The organism is Pragia fontium, assembly GCF_900638655.1.
GTDB lineage: Bacteria > Pseudomonadota > Gammaproteobacteria > Enterobacterales > Enterobacteriaceae > Pragia > Pragia fontium.
This window is the reverse complement of sequence record NZ_LR134531.1, coordinates 2,784,384-2,801,428: the sequence shown is the minus strand read 5'-3', so window position 1 is coordinate 2,801,428 and position 17,045 is coordinate 2,784,384. Positions and strand designations below refer to the sequence as shown.

Here is a 17,045-nt window from a genome sequence, read left to right as displayed (position 1 = left end):
GTAATAGTCAATTTAAGATGTTTTTGTTTAAACAATCAGCAGTCAGTAATTTTTTTGCAATTAGCACTTGCCAGATAAATCTGAATCCCTATAATGCGCCTCCACTGACCCGGCAACAGCCGGCGAAGACAGAGTTTAAGATGAATAAATCTGTGATTTAACACTTGACTCTGTAGCGGGAAAGCGTAGTATACGCAGCCCGTGCCACAGCAAGCGAAGCTACTGTTGGCCATGCTCTTTAACAATTTATCAGACAATCTGTGTGGGCACTCACAAGACGGTATCTCACGCTGTAACACTTCGGTGTTCAGCAACAAAAAATACCAAGTCTTAAAGAGTGACCAAGCAGTAATTCATTTGTAATTTATTACAGACGTTTTATTACGAAAGTAATCTTTGAGCATCAAGCTTTTAATTGAAGAGTTTGATCATGGCTCAGATTGAACGCTGGCGGCAGGCCTAACACATGCAAGTCGAGCGGCAGCGGGAAGTAGCTTGCTACTTTGCCGGCGAGCGGCGGACGGGTGAGTAATGTCTGGGAAACTGCCTGATGGAGGGGGATAACTACTGGAAACGGTGGCTAATACCGCGTAACGTCGCAAGACCAAAGAGGGGGACCTTCGGGCCTCTCGCCATCAGATGTGCCCAGATGGGATTAGCTAGTAGGTGGGGTAATGGCTCACCTAGGCGACGATCCCTAGCTGGTCTGAGAGGATGACCAGCCACACTGGGACTGAGACACGGCCCAGACTCCTACGGGAGGCAGCAGTGGGGAATATTGCACAATGGGGGAAACCCTGATGCAGCCATGCCGCGTGTGTGAAGAAGGCCTTAGGGTTGTAAAGCACTTTCAGCGGGGAGGAAGGGTAGGTACTTAATACGTGCTTACATTGACGTTACCTGCAGAAGAAGCACCGGCTAACTCCGTGCCAGCAGCCGCGGTAATACGGAGGGTGCAAGCGTTAATCGGAATTACTGGGCGTAAAGCGCACGCAGGCGGTTTGTTAAGTTAGATGTGAAATCCCCGGGCTTAACCTGGGAACTGCATTTAAAACTGGCAAGCTAGAGTCTTGTAGAGGGGGGTAGAATTCCATGTGTAGCGGTGAAATGCGTAGAGATGTGGAGGAATACCGGTGGCGAAGGCGGCCCCCTGGACAAAGACTGACGCTCAGGTGCGAAAGCGTGGGGAGCAAACAGGATTAGATACCCTGGTAGTCCACGCTGTAAACGATGTCGACTTGGAGGTTGTTCCCTTGAGGAGTGGCTTCCGGAGCTAACGCGTTAAGTCGACCGCCTGGGGAGTACGGCCGCAAGGTTAAAACTCAAATGAATTGACGGGGGCCCGCACAAGCGGTGGAGCATGTGGTTTAATTCGATGCAACGCGAAGAACCTTACCTACTCTTGACATCCAGAGAACTTAGCAGAGATGCTTTGGTGCCTTCGGGAACTCTGAGACAGGTGCTGCATGGCTGTCGTCAGCTCGTGTTGTGAAATGTTGGGTTAAGTCCCGCAACGAGCGCAACCCTTATCCTTTGTTGCCAGCGAGTAATGTCGGGAACTCAAAGGAGACTGCCGGTGATAAACCGGAGGAAGGTGGGGATGACGTCAAGTCATCATGGCCCTTACGAGTAGGGCTACACACGTGCTACAATGGCGTATACAAAGAGAAGCTAACTCGCGAGAGCATGCGGACCTCATAAAGTACGTCGTAGTCCGGATCGGAGTCTGCAACTCGACTCCGTGAAGTCGGAATCGCTAGTAATCGTGGATCAGAATGCCACGGTGAATACGTTCCCGGGCCTTGTACACACCGCCCGTCACACCATGGGAGTGGGTTGCAAAAGAAGTAGGTAGCTTAACCTTCGGGAGGGCGCTTACCACTTTGTGATTCATGACTGGGGTGAAGTCGTAACAAGGTAACCGTAGGGGAACCTGCGGTTGGATCACCTCCTTACCTAAAAGATACGCAGTTAAGTGCAGTGTCCACACAGATTGTCTGATGAAATGAAAAGAGAGCAAAAAGATTTGAGCGAGCCTTGAATCTTAAGCACCTTATTGGGTCTGTAGCTCAGGTGGTTAGAGCGCACCCCTGATAAGGGTGAGGTCGGTGGTTCAAGTCCACTCAGACCCACCACTTCTACTTATCCTTGTCGCTTTCAAGCGCTGCGTTACTCATGTGCGGTTGCACATTGCGTTACTCGCGTTGAAATCACCGGCGGTTAAGCGAAGTGGCGATAAAGTGAACGAAATAAGGTGTGCTGTTCTTTATGGGGCTATAGCTCAGCTGGGAGAGCGCCTGCCTTGCACGCAGGAGGTCAGCGGTTCGATCCCGCTTAGCTCCACCATAAAGACCAACTATCCCCAATAAATTATTTCAAAGTGTACTGATTACGGTCAGTGTGCTGTGAAATATTGCTCTTTAACAATCCGGAACAAGCTGAAATTTGAATCCTCAGCAACAATGAGTTTTACGACTTCTATTGTTGAACTGAGCGAGTCTCTCAATATTTGCAGCACGAAAGCGTCTTGTAAGAGACACCTTCGGGTTGTGAGGTTAAGTGACTAAGCGTACACGGTGGATGCCTAGGCAGTCAGAGGCGATGAAGGGCGTGCTAATCTGCGATAAGCGTCGGTAAGGTGATATGAACCGTTATAACCGGCGATACCCGAATGGGGAAACCCAGTGTGTTTCGACACATTATCATAACATGAATACATAGTGTTATGAGGCGAACCGGGGGAACTGAAACATCTAAGTACCCCGAGGAAAAGAAATCAACCGAGATTCCCCTAGTAGCGGCGAGCGAACGGGGAGCAGCCCAGAACCTGAATCAGTTTGTGTGTTAGTGGAAGCGTCTGGAAAGTCGCGCGATACAGGGTGATAGTCCCGTACACCAAAATGCACAGATTGTGAGTTCGATGAGTAGGGCGGGACACGTGATATCCTGTCTGAAGATGGGGGGACCATCCTCCAAGGCTAAATACTCCTGACTGACCGATAGTGAACCAGTACCGTGAGGGAAAGGCGAAAAGAACCCCGGCGAGGGGAGTGAAACAGAACCTGAAACCGTGTACGTACAAGCAGTGGGAGCACTCTATAGGGGTGTGACTGCGTACCTTTTGTATAATGGGTCAGCGACTTATATTTTGTAGCAAGGTTAACCGAATAGGGGAGCCGTAGGGAAACCGAGTCTTAACTGGGCGTCATAGTTGCAAGGTATAGACCCGAAACCCGGTGATCTAGCCATGGGCAGGTTGAAGGTTGGGTAACACTAACTGGAGGACCGAACCGACTAATGTTGAAAAATTAGCGGATGACCTGTGGCTGGGGGTGAAAGGCCAATCAAACCGGGAGATAGCTGGTTCTCCCCGAAAGCTATTTAGGTAGCGCCTCGTGAACTCATCTTCGGGGGTAGAGCACTGTTTCGACTAGGGGGTCATCCCGACTTACCAACTCGATGCAAACTCCGAATACCGAAGAATGTTATCACGGGAGACACACGGCGGGTGCTAACGTCCGTCGTGAAGAGGGAAACAACCCAGACCGCCAGCTAAGGTCCCAAAGTCATGGTTAAGTGGGAAACGATGTGGGAAGGCACAGACAGCCAGGATGTTGGCTTAGAAGCAGCCATCATTTAAAGAAAGCGTAATAGCTCACTGGTCGAGTCGGCCTGCGCGGAAGATGTAACGGGGCTAAACCATGCACCGAAGCTGCGGCAGCGATATGAAAATATTGTTGGGTAGGGGAGCGTTCTGTAAGCCTGCGAAGGTGGACTGTGAGGTCTGCTGGAGGTATCAGAAGTGCGAATGCTGACATAAGTAACGATAAAGCGGGTGAAAAGCCCGCTCGCCGGAAGACCAAGGGTTCCTGTCCAACGTTAATCGGGGCAGGGTGAGTCGACCCCTAAGGCGAGGCCGAAAGGCGTAGTCGATGGGAAACAGGTTAATATTCCTGTACTTGGTGTTACTGCGAAGGGGGGACGAAGAAGGCTAGGCTATCCGGGCGACGGTTGTCCCGGTTTAAGCGTGTAGGTGGGTTGTTTAGGTAAATCCGGACGACTATTAAACACTGAGGCGTGATGACGAGTCTCTACGGAGATGAAGTAGTTGATGCCCTGCTTCCAGGAAAAGCCTCTAAGCTCCAGGTAACATTAAATCGTACCCCAAACCGACACAGGTGGTCAGGTAGAGAATACTCAGGCGCTTGAGAGAACTCGGGTGAAGGAACTAGGCAAAATGGTGCCGTAACTTCGGGAGAAGGCACGCTGGCATTAGGTGAAGTCCCTCGCGGATGGAGCCGAAGCCAGTCGAAGATACCAGCTGGCTGCAACTGTTTATTAAAAACACAGCACTGTGCAAACACGAAAGTGGACGTATACGGTGTGACGCCTGCCCGGTGCTGGAAGGTTAATTGATGGGGTTAGCGGCAACGCGAAGCTCTTGATCGAAGCCCCAGTAAACGGCGGCCGTAACTATAACGGTCCTAAGGTAGCGAAATTCCTTGTCGGGTAAGTTCCGACCTGCACGAATGGCGTAATGATGGCCAGGCTGTCTCCACCCGAGACTCAGTGAAATTGAACTCGCAGTGAAGATGCTGTGTACCCGCGGCAAGACGGAAAGACCCCGTGAACCTTTACTATAGCTTGACACTGAACATTGAGCCTTGATGTGTAGGATAGGTGGGAGGCTTTGAAGCGTGGACGCCAGTCTGCGTGGAGCCAACCTTGAAATACCACCCTTTAATGTTTGATGTTCTAACTTTGGCCCCTAATCGGGGTTGAGGACAGTGTCTGGTGGGTAGTTTGACTGGGGCGGTCTCCTCCCAAAGAGTAACGGAGGAGCACGAAGGTTAGCTAATCACGGTCGGACATCGTGAGGTTAGTGCAAAGGCATAAGCTAGCTTGACTGCGAGAGTGACGGCTCGAGCAGGTACGAAAGTAGGTCTTAGTGATCCGGTGGTTCTGAATGGAAGGGCCATCGCTCAACGGATAAAAGGTACTCCGGGGATAACAGGCTGATACCGCCCAAGAGTTCATATCGACGGCGGTGTTTGGCACCTCGATGTCGGCTCATCACATCCTGGGGCTGAAGTAGGTCCCAAGGGTACGGCTGTTCGCCGTTTAAAGTGGTACGCGAGCTGGGTTTAGAACGTCGTGAGACAGTTCGGTCCCTATCTGCCGTGGGCGTTGGAAGATTGAGAGGGGTTGCTCCTAGTACGAGAGGACCGGAGTGAACGCACCACTGGTGTTCGGGTTGTCATGCCAATGGCATTGCCCGGTAGCTACGTGCGGAAAAGATAACCGCTGAAAGCATCTAAGCGGGAAACTTGCCTCGAGATGAGTCTTCCCTTGGACCTTGAGTCCACTAAAGGAACGTTAAAGACCATGACGTTGATAGGCCGGGTGTGTAAGCGTAGCGATACGTTGAGCTAACCGGTACTAATGAACCGTGAGACTTAACCTTACAACACCGAAGGTGTTTTGATTGAGAGATTTTCAGCTTGTGAACGGATTGAAGTGAATGGTTGTGTGTGTTGAGAGACGGACATGACGGTTTACAGTACAGAATTTGCCTGGCGGCGATAGCGCGGTGGTCCCACCTGACCCCATGCCGAACTCAGCAGTGAAACGCCGTAGCGCCGATGGTAGTGTGGGGTCTCCCCATGCGAGAGTAGGGAACTGCCAGGCTCCAAATTTAGTCATTATTAGATCTATTATCTGATAGTGCAGAGTTTGGCGCTGATATGGCTCAGTTGGTAGAGCGCACCCTTGGTAAGGGTGAGGTCCCCAGTTCGACTCTGGGTATCAGCACCACTTAAATAATGTTAGACATTGAAAGAATTTGTCTGGCGGCGATAGCGCGGTGGTCCCACCTGACCCCATGCCGAACTCAGCAGTGAAACGCCGTAGCGCCGATGGTAGTGTGGGGTCTCCCCATGCGAGAGTAGGGAACTGCCAGACTTTAAATTAGTAAACCTTTGTGAGTAAACAAAGGAAGAAGTAAGACTTGGTTATTAAGTAAATTGACTTAATAACGATACAGAATCGGTGGAGCGGTAGTTCAGTTGGTTAGAATACCTGCCTGTCACGCAGGGGGTCGCGGGTTCGAGTCCCGTCCGTTCCGCCACTTATTTTAGAAGGCCTGCTATGATAGCAGGCCTTTTTTATTGTGAGTTTTAAACATACCTATCTATTCTTCTCTCATATATCAATATGGATATTATTTTATAGCCATCGTCCTCTGCATTTAGCGCTTGATTATCTATATAGATGGAATAGATATGATTAGTCTAAGAGCAGATATTAAAGCTATGCTTAAACATGGGTTTTTATCTATCTAATTTACTTATCGCTACAAAGTATTGGGTGTTATTTCTTAAATTATTCCTCGCCGAGGATATCTTGATTTGTTTTTACTGTCAGTATGATGGTGTGTTTTTATTGGTATCATATGTGAGAAGCTGTTTTTATAACTGAAATTTTATTGGTTATCATAATAAAAGTGAGAATATATTGATATACAAGGAATATCACATGAACTTTAATCTCATATATTATTATTGATTTTTATTAAATCTTATTCTCTCTCTTTTGTGATACTGGTATCTTATATTTTCCCATCTAATATCAGTTGATTATTCTATCTGTTTAAATTTTAATTCTGCTTACTCTCAATTGAGGTTTTTTTTTAGTTTATTCATCTGTGATGGGTTAAATCTTGCTATTTATTGAACAACTCTTCTGGTATTGAATTCTATTTTCTTATTTCTATAATCATTTCGACTTAGCGATTAAGACTTTTTATTATTTTTGCTAAGTAATTATTAATTAACCAATGTGTTATATGGTCATGGAGTTATTATTAATTAAGTGGCGTATTCGCATTATTTCAAAATAAGGAAATTATTATGAAAGAGATTGAACTTCATCATGGTAAGAAAGCTGTTGGCGGTTGTTTGATTTGGAAACTGATCTGCTGGAAGCCTTGCAGACCTTGTAAACCAAAACCACCTTGTGGTGGCGGTAACGGCGGCGGTACTGGCCCTCGTTAATTCTTATCTGTAAGTAATATTAGCGCTCTCATATATTGAGAGCGCTATATAAACCCTTTTAATTCCTTAAATAGGGTGAATACGATATTAATAATTTGAATAATAAAAAATGAACTTTTCATGGCCAGGAAGCCTGACTTCTCCTCATCAGGTACCACTTATACTTCAACATGAATATACAGAATGTGGATTAGCTTGTTTAGCTATGGTGATGGGCGCTTATGGCCATCGTACAACGCTTTCTGAATTACGGCGAGAATATCCAATCTCTTTAGAGGGAGGAACTTCTATCGCAGATTTAGCTGAATTTGCTATAACGAAAGGAATGACGCCAAGACTTCTTCAAGGGGAAATTGAAGATGTTCCACAGCTAACTTTTCCAGTTATTGCATTTTGGCGCAATTCACATTTTGTCGTTATTACCGAAGCAACTTCTTCCACTCTTTGCGTACATGACCCCATTTTGGGGGAGCAACAATATACATTAGAAGAAGCCCGCGCCCTGTTTTCTCAATACGTATTAGAATTAAGACCAACAACCAGCTTTAAAAAGCGTCAGCCTTCTGATGCATTAAAGATGGGGACTTTAATTAGTTGGGTCAATGAGCACGGTAAGAATCAAATTATTCTATTAATGCTGATGTTCTTCGGATTGCTGTTGCTGTTGGCCGTTCCTTCCTATGTTCAGTTGGTTATCGATCAGGCGATACAGAAAAGTGATTTTGATCTGGCGATTCTATTGACCTGTATTTTTTCAATGGTCTTTTTGTTTCAGGCTATGACCCAATTATTAAGAACGTTGTTGGAGGTTGTGGCGCGTAATCTGAGTTATGACCAATTGAGCCAAACGGCCTGGCGGCATAATTTGAGTTTGGGGTTATCGTATTTTCAGCGTCGTCCTTTAGGGACCGTTTTGGCGATAGACAAGTCATTGGAAGCCTGTTCAGAATTTATCAGTAATGGTTATGCCAAGCTGATTTATTCCATCGTCATGGCATTGATTAGCCTGATATGCATGTTTTTGTATAACGTTGAGATGGCGGCATGGACACTACTGCTCATGTCGATATTCTTCTTGATCCGTTATGCTTTGATTCGGCCGTTTAGACGAGCGGTGGATAAAGAGATTGCTGAATCAGCCCAATATGAATCGTTACTCGCTGAAACTCATGAAGGAATTGCCTGTATTAAATCCAGTGCTATCGAAGCTGGCCGGGGAGCGGTTCTGGATAAGGCCATGCGCCGGTCTGTTGAAGCCCGCATTCGTAAAGATCAACTTACGGCCAAGTTTAATGCTGGTTCGATGATGGTGGTCAATGCCGAGCAACTGCTAGTCGTGTGCTTGGGTGCCTGGATGGTTATTCAAGGTGAGATTTCAATTGGTATGCTTTATGCCTACCTTTCCTATAAGCAATATTTTGCCGATAGCACTGTTGATGTTGCTGAAGGTTTACTGCATAAAGCCGCATTAGAAGCGCCATTGTCACGAATTTCTGACATGATGGCGACGGAATCAGAAGCTAAAAGCTTTGGTAATAAACGCTGTCCTCATCCATTACAACAAATTGAGCTGAATAATCTCTTTTTTGCTTACCCTAATCGCGCTTTGATTCTGGATGATATTTCTACCGTTTGGCATCGAAAGCAAGAAGTCGTGCTGGTTGGCCCGAGTGGTTCGGGTAAAACAACATTACTACGAATGCTGAATGCGATGTTAAGCCCTACCAGCGGCGATATTTTCTATGATGGCATCAATCAAAAAGAGATCACTCCTGAATCATTACGTAAGCATGTTCGAGTTATCCATGCTGATGAACATGTGTTTTCTGGGACGATTCTGGAAAATATTTCTGGCTTTAGCTATCAGCCAGACTTATCCCGGGTGAAAGAGGTTTGTCGAATTGCTGAGATAGCAGAGGTTGTTGAGTTGCTATCTCATGGTTATGAAACTGAAATTATGCCCGGTGACTCTTATCTCTCCGCTGGGGAAAAGCAGCGTTTAGTATTAGCCAGAGCGTTGTACCATCAGCCTGATTTTTTGTTGTGTGATGAATTAACCGCCAATATGGATCAGAAAACGGCGCATAAGATTTTACACAATCTGAGAGAGTTGGATCTGGGGCTGATTTTTATTACTCATACGCCTGAACAAGTTTATCAGCAGGGAGCACTGTATATTTTACAACAAGGTAAGTTGATTGAAATTGATGAACCTAAACGTTATCTGCAGCAGCAAAGTTAAGTAATATGATCGCAAAAGGAAAGAGCACCATGGAAGATAAATCAGATTTATCAGCACGTAATACCGCTTCATTTTACCGAATCAGTCTGGTGAATTTGCGTTCGGTAATATTACTTTTTATTAGCGCACTGGTGTGTTTTATTCTATTTTCTATTTTTTTCAAATTCAATGACAGCGTTGCTGCGCGCGGTATTTTAATTAGTCCCGAAGGGGATATACAGGTAAAAGCGCCAGAGTCTGGTACGTTGATTGAATTTGCCGTTATTCCTGGGCAGAAAGTGACTGCCAATAGTGTTTTGTTTTGGATATCCAAGGATCATGGCGTTGGCAGTACGCCGTTAAGTAAATATAACCATGAGCGCTTAAGCCTTGAGTTAGAGCGCGCTAAGGCTCGCTTATCATTACTGGATAATTTGAAGCAGCAGCAGACTCAACGATTTGAGCAGCAGCAAAAATTGTACGATGACAGTTTGCAGACGATGCGCACTAAGCAAGTGCAGCTTAAAACACTCAGTGCTAACGCTCGTCGTAAATATCAAGCCAGTAGGCAGCTAGCGGAAAAAAGTCTGGTTTCACGTACCGAACTGGATGAAGTGAATAGCAATATGCTAACGCAAGAGCTTAATGAGAAGATTGAAAACGGTAATATTTTGGATCTGGAAAATCGTAAAAGTGCCGCGGTGAGCGCCCATCAAATTGAAATTAATAGTATCGAGAATGAACAGTTTACGCTACGGACTCAGATCAGCGATATTAAGCGCCAGATTCTGACGGATGGCACTAACCGAATTGCGGTACTGGCTCCCTCAGATGGTACGATTCTCTCTATTAACTTACCGAAAGGCAGGGGGCTTTTAGCGAATGAAGAAACCGTAATGGTGCTTCGCTTGAGTGAGCCTGCGTATATGCAGGCATATCTGTACATACCGGCAACCGGTGTGGGTAATTTGGAAATGAATAAAGAAGTCAGACTACGTTTTGATGCTTTTCCGGTAGATAAATATGGTTCAGTCACCGCTAAACTGGAAGAAATGCACCCGGTTGCCATTGATCTAAAGTCAATGATGATTGAGGGGGATGTAAAACAAAACTACTATCTGGCACGTTTAACGATCCCTCCTTCATTTCGTGATGCTTACGGTAGCCAACATTTATTATTGGGTGGGATGACGCTAAATGCCGATTTGACCATTGACCGTAAACCACTAATCATGTTGTTGTTAAGTCCGCTGGAAAGAGTTCGTCAGCGATTCTTTTAAGTGCAGTAGAGCGTAGGGCCTACTCATTATTATCTGGTACCTATTCTTGATGAATGCATCGTGATGACCGTTCTTGACGTTTTTATTATTGGTTTAACGTTGAGTTTCTGGTTTGAAACCCCTATAACAGGATAAAGTAATCTTTATCTTCTGCTCATGGATGGGGTGTATAATCTCAGGAAGAGAATTTCTTAATGACAGGCTCTAATGGTGCGGAAAAAAAATTTTTCCATGAGGTATGCGGCGGGATTACCTGCCGAACGTATTTTCCCTGGTGTTCTTGCTGATACAGGGCAGTTAATCACGCCTCCGCTTCAGTCTTTACCGACGAATGGCGCGTTAAGCGTCATGGTGTGGAATATCTTCAAACAGCAGCGAACAAACTGGTTAAACGTACTTAAAAAGTACGGCTTAGAAAGCCAACTGGTTTTGCTACAAGAAGCCCAGACTACACCTGAGCTGCTCCATTTTGCGACCTCTAACTATCTGGCAACAGATCAAGTACCAGCAATTGTTATGCCTCAGTATTCACTTGGGGTCATGACGCTGTCTTGCGCGAATCCTATTTATTGTTGCCCTTTAAGGGAACGTGAACCGCTGTTACGTCTATCTAAATCGGCTTTGGTAACGGTATATCCATTAGATGATGGGCGGCAGCTGATGGTGGTGAATATCCATGCGGTTAATTTCAGCATTGGTGTCGATATTTATAAGCAGCAGTTAAAGCCGATTGGTGAGCAGATCCTTCAACATAAAGGACCGGTAATACTGGCCGGAGACTTTAATGCCTGGAGTAGGCAGCGATTACATTCGTTATATCGTTTTTCAACGCTGACAGGATTACAGGAAGTCCGCTTTTCTCGCGATTGGCGAAAAAAAGCATTTGGCCGTCCTTTGGACTTTGTTTTTTATCGTGGATTACAGGTTGAAGAAGCATCGGTTTTAGTGACGGAAGCATCAGACCACAATCCGTTACTGGTGAGGTTCCACGCTAATCCATGACGAATTAGCGTGGAGAGACAGGATTAGCGTTTATACAGCGTTAACGTATCACCCGGCTGAAGATTGTGTACATCCTCCAGGCTTGAATTCCACTTCAGCACATCATTAATATCGACTTTATGACGTCTGGCAATACTAGTGAGAGAATCGCCCTTACGTACACGATAAGTGATACCACGATTACTGCTGTTGCGGGTAATCTGGAGCGTTTGTCCCACTTTCAGTTTGCTGTTTTTAGCCAGTTTATTCCAACTTTGGATATCGCTGGTTTTAACTTTATGACGTTTAGCAATGGAAGAAAGGGTATCACCTGCGCGAACGGCGTATTTAACCTTTGAGGTTGCTCGGCTACTGGCGATTTGCGCTATCTGAGCTTGTTGAACCGTTAGCTGAGCGATATATTCACCAGATAGCGGCAAAGTAATTTTCTGACCAGGGGCAACCTGTGCAGTTAAATTATTTGCTTGCTTGATTGAATCTATGCTGATGCCATAACGTTTAGCTAAAATTTCAATGGTTTCACCCTGAACAACACGATGCTCACCCCAGTTAACCAGATTCATTTCACCACGGGTTAGTGATGCCTCTAGCTTTTTGGCATTTTTAACCGGCAGCATAATTGCGTGTGGGCCATTAGGGGCGGTGACATTATGTTTGTAGCCAGCATTATAGGTTTTTAGCTTTTGCAGCGGCATGTCAGCCATTTTCGCCGCTTGAGTGAGTTCGATTTGTTGGCCCACTTCAATACGGGTCAAAGCACGATTCAGATTGCTATTTGGCAGATCGAGGCCGTAACGGTCACTGTTCTTCACCATTTCGCTGAGAGCCAGCAGTTTGGGAATATAGCGCATTGTTTCTTTCGGTAAATTCAGAGACCAGTAGTCTGTAGGACGACCCTTCGCCTGATTTTCCTTGATCGCATTGAGTACTCGGCCTTCGCCAGAGTTATAGGCAGCAATTGTTAATAGCCAATCCCCATCGAACAGACCGTTTAAGCGCTCCAACATATCCAGCGCTGCGGTTGTTGACTGTGCGACATCTCTGCGCCCGTCATACCACTTATCTTGCTTAAGACCGTAGTAGAGGCCAGTTGTCGGTACAATTTGCCATATTCCCGCAGCTGCGGCTGAGGAGGTAGCATTGGGATTAAAAGCGCTCTCCACTATGGGAAGTAGTACCAGTTCCATTGGCATATCACGATCTTTGATCTGGCTGACGATCCAGTATACATACGGTTCAGCCCGCAACGTTACATCGTGGAGATAGCTCTTGTGTTTGAGGTAGTACTCTTTTTGTTCACGAATCCGCTCGTTTTGCGGAATCTCCATTTCCAGCCCTTCACTGACAGCCTGCCATAAATTTTTCTCAGTCTGGCCGTCTTCATCCATAAGCCAGTCGATATCTGTTTGAGAATTACGTGCAAAAAAGTCATTAGCTGAAGACGGATTCTGCTTCGTTGTTGGTGTCGAAACCTGATGATTAGTACTCTGACATCCGACAAGTAATACAGAAGCGAATAAAATCGCTTTGGCCTTCATATGCATTAAAATATTATTGGTTGATTAAAAGTCGACCGATAATACTTGGAGTGGCGCTATAACTCAACAAAAAGCGTCAGTAATTGTCCTTCATTGCTCTTAACTGTTTAAAAACCTGCCAAATTTCGATAGTTGGATCATTGATGCCTAACTTTCTTTGTAAATCAATTTGATGACATCTTAGAAAAAGATTAATTTTTCGTTCTAACTGTAGCTCAGTTGGCACTGAAGCTTGGTTTTCTGCCCTTAATTGCTCAATTTGTTGCTGATATGTTTCAATGTCGATATCTTCTGGTAAAACATAGTTTGCGAAACGTAAATTAGACAGCGTATATTCGTGAGCGCAGCATACTTTTGTGTTATCGGGTAATGCAGCTAGCTTTTGAATTGAATGGTACATCTGTTTAGCAGTGCCTTCGAATATACGTCCGCATCCTGCTGAAAACAGTGTGTCACCGCAGAACAGATAAGGTGAGCAATAGAAGGCGATATGGCCGATGGTATGACCCGGCACATCAAGTACTGAGAACGTCATTCCTCCAGCAACAACATGATCGCCTTCTTTAACGATGATTTGCGCCCCTTTACTGCGAGTTTCTTCAGGCCCATAAACCTTTAGCGCTGGATAATGTCTAACTAACTCAGCTACACCACCAGTATGATCGTTGTGATGATGGGTTAACAAAATGGCATCAGGTGTTAATTGATGTTGTTGCAACGCCTGAATTACGGGGTGAGCCGTGCCGGGGTCGACAATGATGGTTGTTTGACTATCTTTGGTTAATAGCCAAATGTAATTGTCCTGAAATGCGGGAATACTGATAAGATGCATGATGGTCCCCTGATTTTAAATGCTACTAATAGAGATAATAATTCATGAGAGCTGCCCGCACAGATAAAATTATCGCACCGCCAGCATCTTGGGATGAGTTATCTCATGGGGGAGCTTATCGTATAGCGTTAGAGCAACAATTAGAACCATGGTGGCCGAAATTATTTGGTTTTCACTTATTGAAACTGGGTAATCTAAGTGCGGCGATCAATACAGAAAAATGTCAGATTGCTCACCATATTAATGTTTCTGCATCGGGCGAACAGATAGATATTTATGCGGATAACCTGCAATTGCCCTTTATCGATAAAACCCTGGATGCCTGTTTATTGGCTAATACCTTAGCCTATTCGGAAGATCCCCACGGTATTTTACGCGAAGTTGATCGCATTTTAATTGATGATGGCTGGTTAATCATCAGTGGATTCAATCCGTTCAGCTTTGTTGGCATCGGAAAGATGGTGCCGATGGTAAGAAAAAAACACCCCTATGCCAGCCGTATGTTCAGTAAAATGCGTATGATTGACTGGCTAAGCCTGCTGAATTATGAAGTGCTGTATCATTCACAGTTTCAGAGCGTGCCTTGGGGAGCACAAAACGGTTTTTTGAGCACTCACATACCGGCTTTTGGTTGTCAGAGTTTAATTATTGCCCGCAAACGGACCATTCCTTTAACGTTGAATCCGCTTTTATCATTTAAAAAACGTTTTCGTGTGAGGTCTGGTGCCGTTGGCGCAACGAAAAATATGCCGAATGGCGATTAAACTTTAGTTTATTCTAGGCTTCAGGGGTGTAACCGGTATCGGTTAGCGTTGGGTTTTCAGCCGCTGTTTTGGCTAAAATATCGCAACGTTCATTTTCTTCGTGACCGGCATGGCCTTTTACCCAATGCCATTCGACATTATGGTGAGTAATCGCCTGATCGAGCCGTAACCAAAGATCGACATTTTTAACCGGCTTTTTATCGGCAGTTTTCCAACCCCGCTTTTTCCAGTTATGGATCCATTTCATGATACCTTGTCGTACATACTGACTATCGGTACTCAGGGAGACACTACAGGGAGCGGTTAACGACTCCAGAGCGGTAATGGCCGCCAGAAGTTCCATCCGATTATTGGTCGTGAGAAAATATCCTGCACTAAGGGTTTTCTCATGCTGTTTATAGCGTAAAATAGCACCATAGCCACCGGGCCCAGGATTACCCAGACAGGAGCCATCGGTGAATATTTCTACCTGTTTAAGCATATCTGGTAGACTCATCATAAAGTTGAAAACGGTAAGTCTGACACAAAATGGAACCAATAAGCACTGAAATTACACGACAGATTGTTCTCGATACTGAAACCACCGGTATGAATATGGTTGGGGTTCACTATGAGGGACACCGAATTATTGAAATCGGTGCTGTTGAAGTGGTGAACCGTCGCCTGACGGGCAGGCATTTTCATGTGTATATTAAGCCCGACCGCTTGGTTGATCCGGATGCTTATGCGGTACATGGGATTAGCGACGAATTTTTGGCGGATAAACCAACGTTTGCGGAAATCGCCGATGACTTTTATCAGTTTATTGATGGTGCGGAATTAGTGATTCACAACGCGTCGTTTGACGTGGGCTTTATGGATCATGAGTTTCGCATGTTACGTAGCGATTATCCGAAAGTTGAGTCATTCTGTACGATAACTGACTCATTGCTAATGGCGCGTAAGATGTTCCCGGGCAAGCGTAATAGTTTGGATGCGCTATGTACCCGTTTAGATATTGATAACAGCCGCCGAACGCTGCACGGCGCTTTACTCGATGCCGAAATTTTGGCCGAAGTTTATCTAACGATGACCGGTGGCCAAACCTCATTATCATTTTCTGTTGATGGTGAGACGCAGACTCAAGCCCGAGGTGCCGAAATTCAGCGTCTTGTTCGTGCCGAAAGTGCTCTCAAAATTGTTTATGCCTCTGATGAAGAGGTGGAAGCCCACGAATCACGTCTCGATCTTATTGCCAAGAAAGGGGGCAGTTGTCTCTGGCGCACACCCGTTGACGGAGAAACCGTTAATTAGCTGTTTTTATTCGGTTCGCTGAATTTGTGTGCAAATGATTCTGTTTGAGTAAATTTTCATTGACTCCCGCTGCACGGAACCTTACTATCATCCCGCTTTCTAAGGAAAGTCGAGTGGAGCGGTAGTTCAGTTGGTTAGAATACCTGCCTGTCACGCAGGGGGTCGCGGGTTCGAGTCCCGTCCGTTCCGCCACTACTTTAAGATACCAGACCTTAGTGTCTGGTATTTTTTTATGCGCATGATATTTTTGTTCATTATTTGATCGATTAAATGTTTGATTTATTATTTTAGCCCGCTATCAATTCAATCAATATTGTCGGGAAGATGGCATTAAACGATTGATGAGATCCACCATACTCGTCCTATAACGGTAAATTCCCCACATTCTATTTGTTCTTTAGCAACAATCTCGTCTTTATAGTTTGCATTATAAGAGCGCATGGTGATGCTGCCATCTGAGTTCTGTATCAATGTTTTAATTTTTTGCACGTCGCCAATACGGATAGCATACATCTTTCCATCGCGCACAATTTTATCTGCGGTATCAATAGAAACAGTATCGTTATCAGAAAGTTTCGGCTCCATACTGTCACCCGTTACTCTGACGACCTTTAAGTTTTCAACATGAATACCTTCACGCCTGAGTGTGTGAGCCCTAAAAGGTAGCGTGTAGATTTCATTTTCTTCTGTATTGTAGTACCCATCGCCGGCTGAGAGATGAATGTCTAAAACTGGAACTTCAACAAACTCAGTATTTGTTGTCGATATCTCTTCCCAGGTAATGGGCTGTAGGCGTGATGGTTTTAAATTAGTATCAGTATGTGCATCTTGACCAAGACCGAATAATAGCCAATCAATAGAGTAACCGGTCTTCTCACAAATAATGCGTGCAACATTTTTACTCATTGAATTTCGTTTTAACCAGTTAGTGACGGATTGTGGTGAAGCACCAGCAAGTTTGGCTAATTCTGTTTGATTCAAATTTTTTTCTGTCATTATTTGTTTTAGTCTTTCTGATAATGAGCCCATGATATCTCCCTTTTCTTTAATTTATATAAACTAT

General features: G+C 45.2%; 9 protein-coding genes, 5 tRNA genes, 4 rRNA genes and 1 pseudogene. 15 read left to right on the top strand and 4 right to left on the bottom strand.

The window, feature by feature from the left end:
- Positions 1-412 precede the first annotated feature (412 nt).
- The 12 genes from EL341_RS12085 (at position 413) to EL341_RS12035 (ending at position 11,555) form a co-directional block, all read left to right on the top strand.
- A 16S ribosomal RNA gene (locus EL341_RS12085) occupies positions 413-1,955 on the top strand.
- A 103-nt stretch (positions 1,956-2,058) separates the two neighbouring features.
- A tRNA-Ile gene (locus EL341_RS12080) sits at positions 2,059-2,135 on the top strand.
- Positions 2,136-2,270: 135 nt separating this feature from the next.
- Positions 2,271-2,346 (top strand) — tRNA-Ala (locus tag EL341_RS12075).
- Between the two features lie 207 nt (positions 2,347-2,553).
- Positions 2,554-5,464, top strand: a 23S ribosomal RNA gene (locus EL341_RS12070).
- Positions 5,465-5,572: 108 nt separating this feature from the next.
- Positions 5,573-5,688, top strand: a 5S ribosomal RNA gene (rrf, locus tag EL341_RS12065).
- Between the two features lie 50 nt (positions 5,689-5,738).
- A tRNA-Thr gene (locus EL341_RS12060) sits at positions 5,739-5,814 on the top strand.
- 31 nt (positions 5,815-5,845) lie between these two features.
- Positions 5,846-5,961, top strand: a 5S ribosomal RNA gene (gene rrf, locus EL341_RS12055).
- The 16S, 23S and 5S rRNA genes sit together here with 4 tRNA genes alongside, the layout of an rRNA operon.
- Before the next feature lie 89 nt (positions 5,962-6,050).
- Positions 6,051-6,127 (top strand) — tRNA-Asp (locus EL341_RS12050).
- Between the two features lie 781 nt (positions 6,128-6,908).
- The gene (locus EL341_RS17620) at positions 6,909-7,052 is read left to right on the top strand and encodes a hypothetical protein (RefSeq protein ID WP_158487442.1); all 144 of its coding nucleotides are present in this window, start codon (positions 6,909-6,911) and stop codon (positions 7,050-7,052) included.
- A gap of 109 nt (positions 7,053-7,161) precedes the next feature.
- Positions 7,162-9,294, top strand: coding sequence for a peptidase domain-containing ABC transporter (locus EL341_RS12045; RefSeq protein WP_074822469.1), 2,133 nt, complete (start codon positions 7,162-7,164; stop codon positions 9,292-9,294).
- Between the two features lie 29 nt (positions 9,295-9,323).
- Positions 9,324-10,553: an HlyD family secretion protein gene (locus EL341_RS12040; protein WP_047781572.1), complete on the top strand. Its 1,230-nt coding sequence runs from the start codon at positions 9,324-9,326 to the stop codon at positions 10,551-10,553.
- A 207-nt stretch (positions 10,554-10,760) separates the two neighbouring features.
- Positions 10,761-11,555 carry an endonuclease/exonuclease/phosphatase family protein gene (locus EL341_RS12035; protein ID WP_373876069.1) on the top strand — a complete coding sequence of 265 codons (795 nt, stop codon included), beginning with the start codon at positions 10,761-10,763 and terminating at the stop codon, positions 11,553-11,555.
- A 23-nt stretch (positions 11,556-11,578) separates the two neighbouring features.
- Here EL341_RS12035 and mltD read toward each other — a convergent pair whose 3' ends face one another.
- Entirely contained in the window at positions 11,579-13,093 is a 1,515-nt protein-coding gene (gene mltD / locus EL341_RS12030) for a murein transglycosylase D (RefSeq protein WP_047781571.1), read from the bottom strand.
- A 76-nt stretch (positions 13,094-13,169) separates the two neighbouring features.
- Positions 13,170-13,925 carry a hydroxyacylglutathione hydrolase gene (gene gloB / locus EL341_RS12025; protein ID WP_074822472.1) on the bottom strand — a complete coding sequence of 252 codons (756 nt, stop codon included), beginning with the start codon at positions 13,923-13,925 and terminating at the stop codon, positions 13,170-13,172.
- Between the two features lie 44 nt (positions 13,926-13,969).
- On the opposite strand from gloB, the gene EL341_RS12020 reads away from it, so the two are divergent.
- Positions 13,970-14,689, top strand: coding sequence for a class I SAM-dependent methyltransferase (locus EL341_RS12020; protein ID WP_047781569.1), 720 nt, complete (start codon positions 13,970-13,972; stop codon positions 14,687-14,689).
- Between the two features lie 13 nt (positions 14,690-14,702).
- Here the strand turns inward: EL341_RS12020 and rnhA are convergent.
- A pseudogene (gene rnhA / locus EL341_RS12015) lies at positions 14,703-15,273 on the bottom strand (ribonuclease HI).
- On the opposite strand from rnhA, the gene dnaQ reads away from it, so the two are divergent.
- Both dnaQ and EL341_RS12005 read left to right on the top strand, forming a co-directional pair.
- Positions 15,218-15,982 (top strand): DNA polymerase III subunit epsilon, encoded by a 765-nt coding sequence (gene dnaQ, locus EL341_RS12010; RefSeq protein WP_074822475.1) that lies wholly within the window; start codon positions 15,218-15,220, stop codon positions 15,980-15,982. The pseudogene rnhA and the gene dnaQ sit on opposite strands and share 56 nt — an antisense overlap.
- Positions 15,983-16,097: 115 nt before the next feature.
- Positions 16,098-16,174 (top strand) — tRNA-Asp (locus EL341_RS12005).
- Positions 16,175-16,312: 138 nt separating this feature from the next.
- Here the strand turns inward: EL341_RS12005 and EL341_RS12000 are convergent.
- Positions 16,313-17,011: a LexA family transcriptional regulator gene (locus EL341_RS12000; RefSeq protein WP_053007634.1), complete on the bottom strand. Its 699-nt coding sequence runs from the start codon at positions 17,009-17,011 to the stop codon at positions 16,313-16,315.
- Positions 17,012-17,045 lie beyond the last annotated feature (34 nt).

Coding starts and splice junctions, on each gene's coding strand:
- mltD (WP_047781571.1), bottom strand. CDS start 13,093: ATGAAGGCCAAAGCGATTTTATTCGCTTCTGTATTACTTGTCGGATGT.
- EL341_RS12020 (WP_047781569.1), top strand. CDS start 13,970: ATGAGAGCTGCCCGCACAGATAAAATTATCGCACCGCCAGCATCTTGG.
- dnaQ (WP_074822475.1), top strand. CDS start 15,218: ATGGAACCAATAAGCACTGAAATTACACGACAGATTGTTCTCGATACT.
- EL341_RS12000 (WP_053007634.1), bottom strand. CDS start 17,011: ATGGGCTCATTATCAGAAAGACTAAAACAAATAATGACAGAAAAAAAT.
- EL341_RS12045 (WP_074822469.1), top strand. CDS start 7,162: ATGAACTTTTCATGGCCAGGAAGCCTGACTTCTCCTCATCAGGTACCA.
- EL341_RS12035 (WP_373876069.1), top strand. CDS start 10,761: ATGGTGCGGAAAAAAAATTTTTCCATGAGGTATGCGGCGGGATTACCT.
- EL341_RS12040 (WP_047781572.1), top strand. CDS start 9,324: ATGGAAGATAAATCAGATTTATCAGCACGTAATACCGCTTCATTTTAC.
- gloB (WP_074822472.1), bottom strand. CDS start 13,925: ATGCATCTTATCAGTATTCCCGCATTTCAGGACAATTACATTTGGCTA.
- EL341_RS17620 (WP_158487442.1), top strand. CDS start 6,909: ATGAAAGAGATTGAACTTCATCATGGTAAGAAAGCTGTTGGCGGTTGT.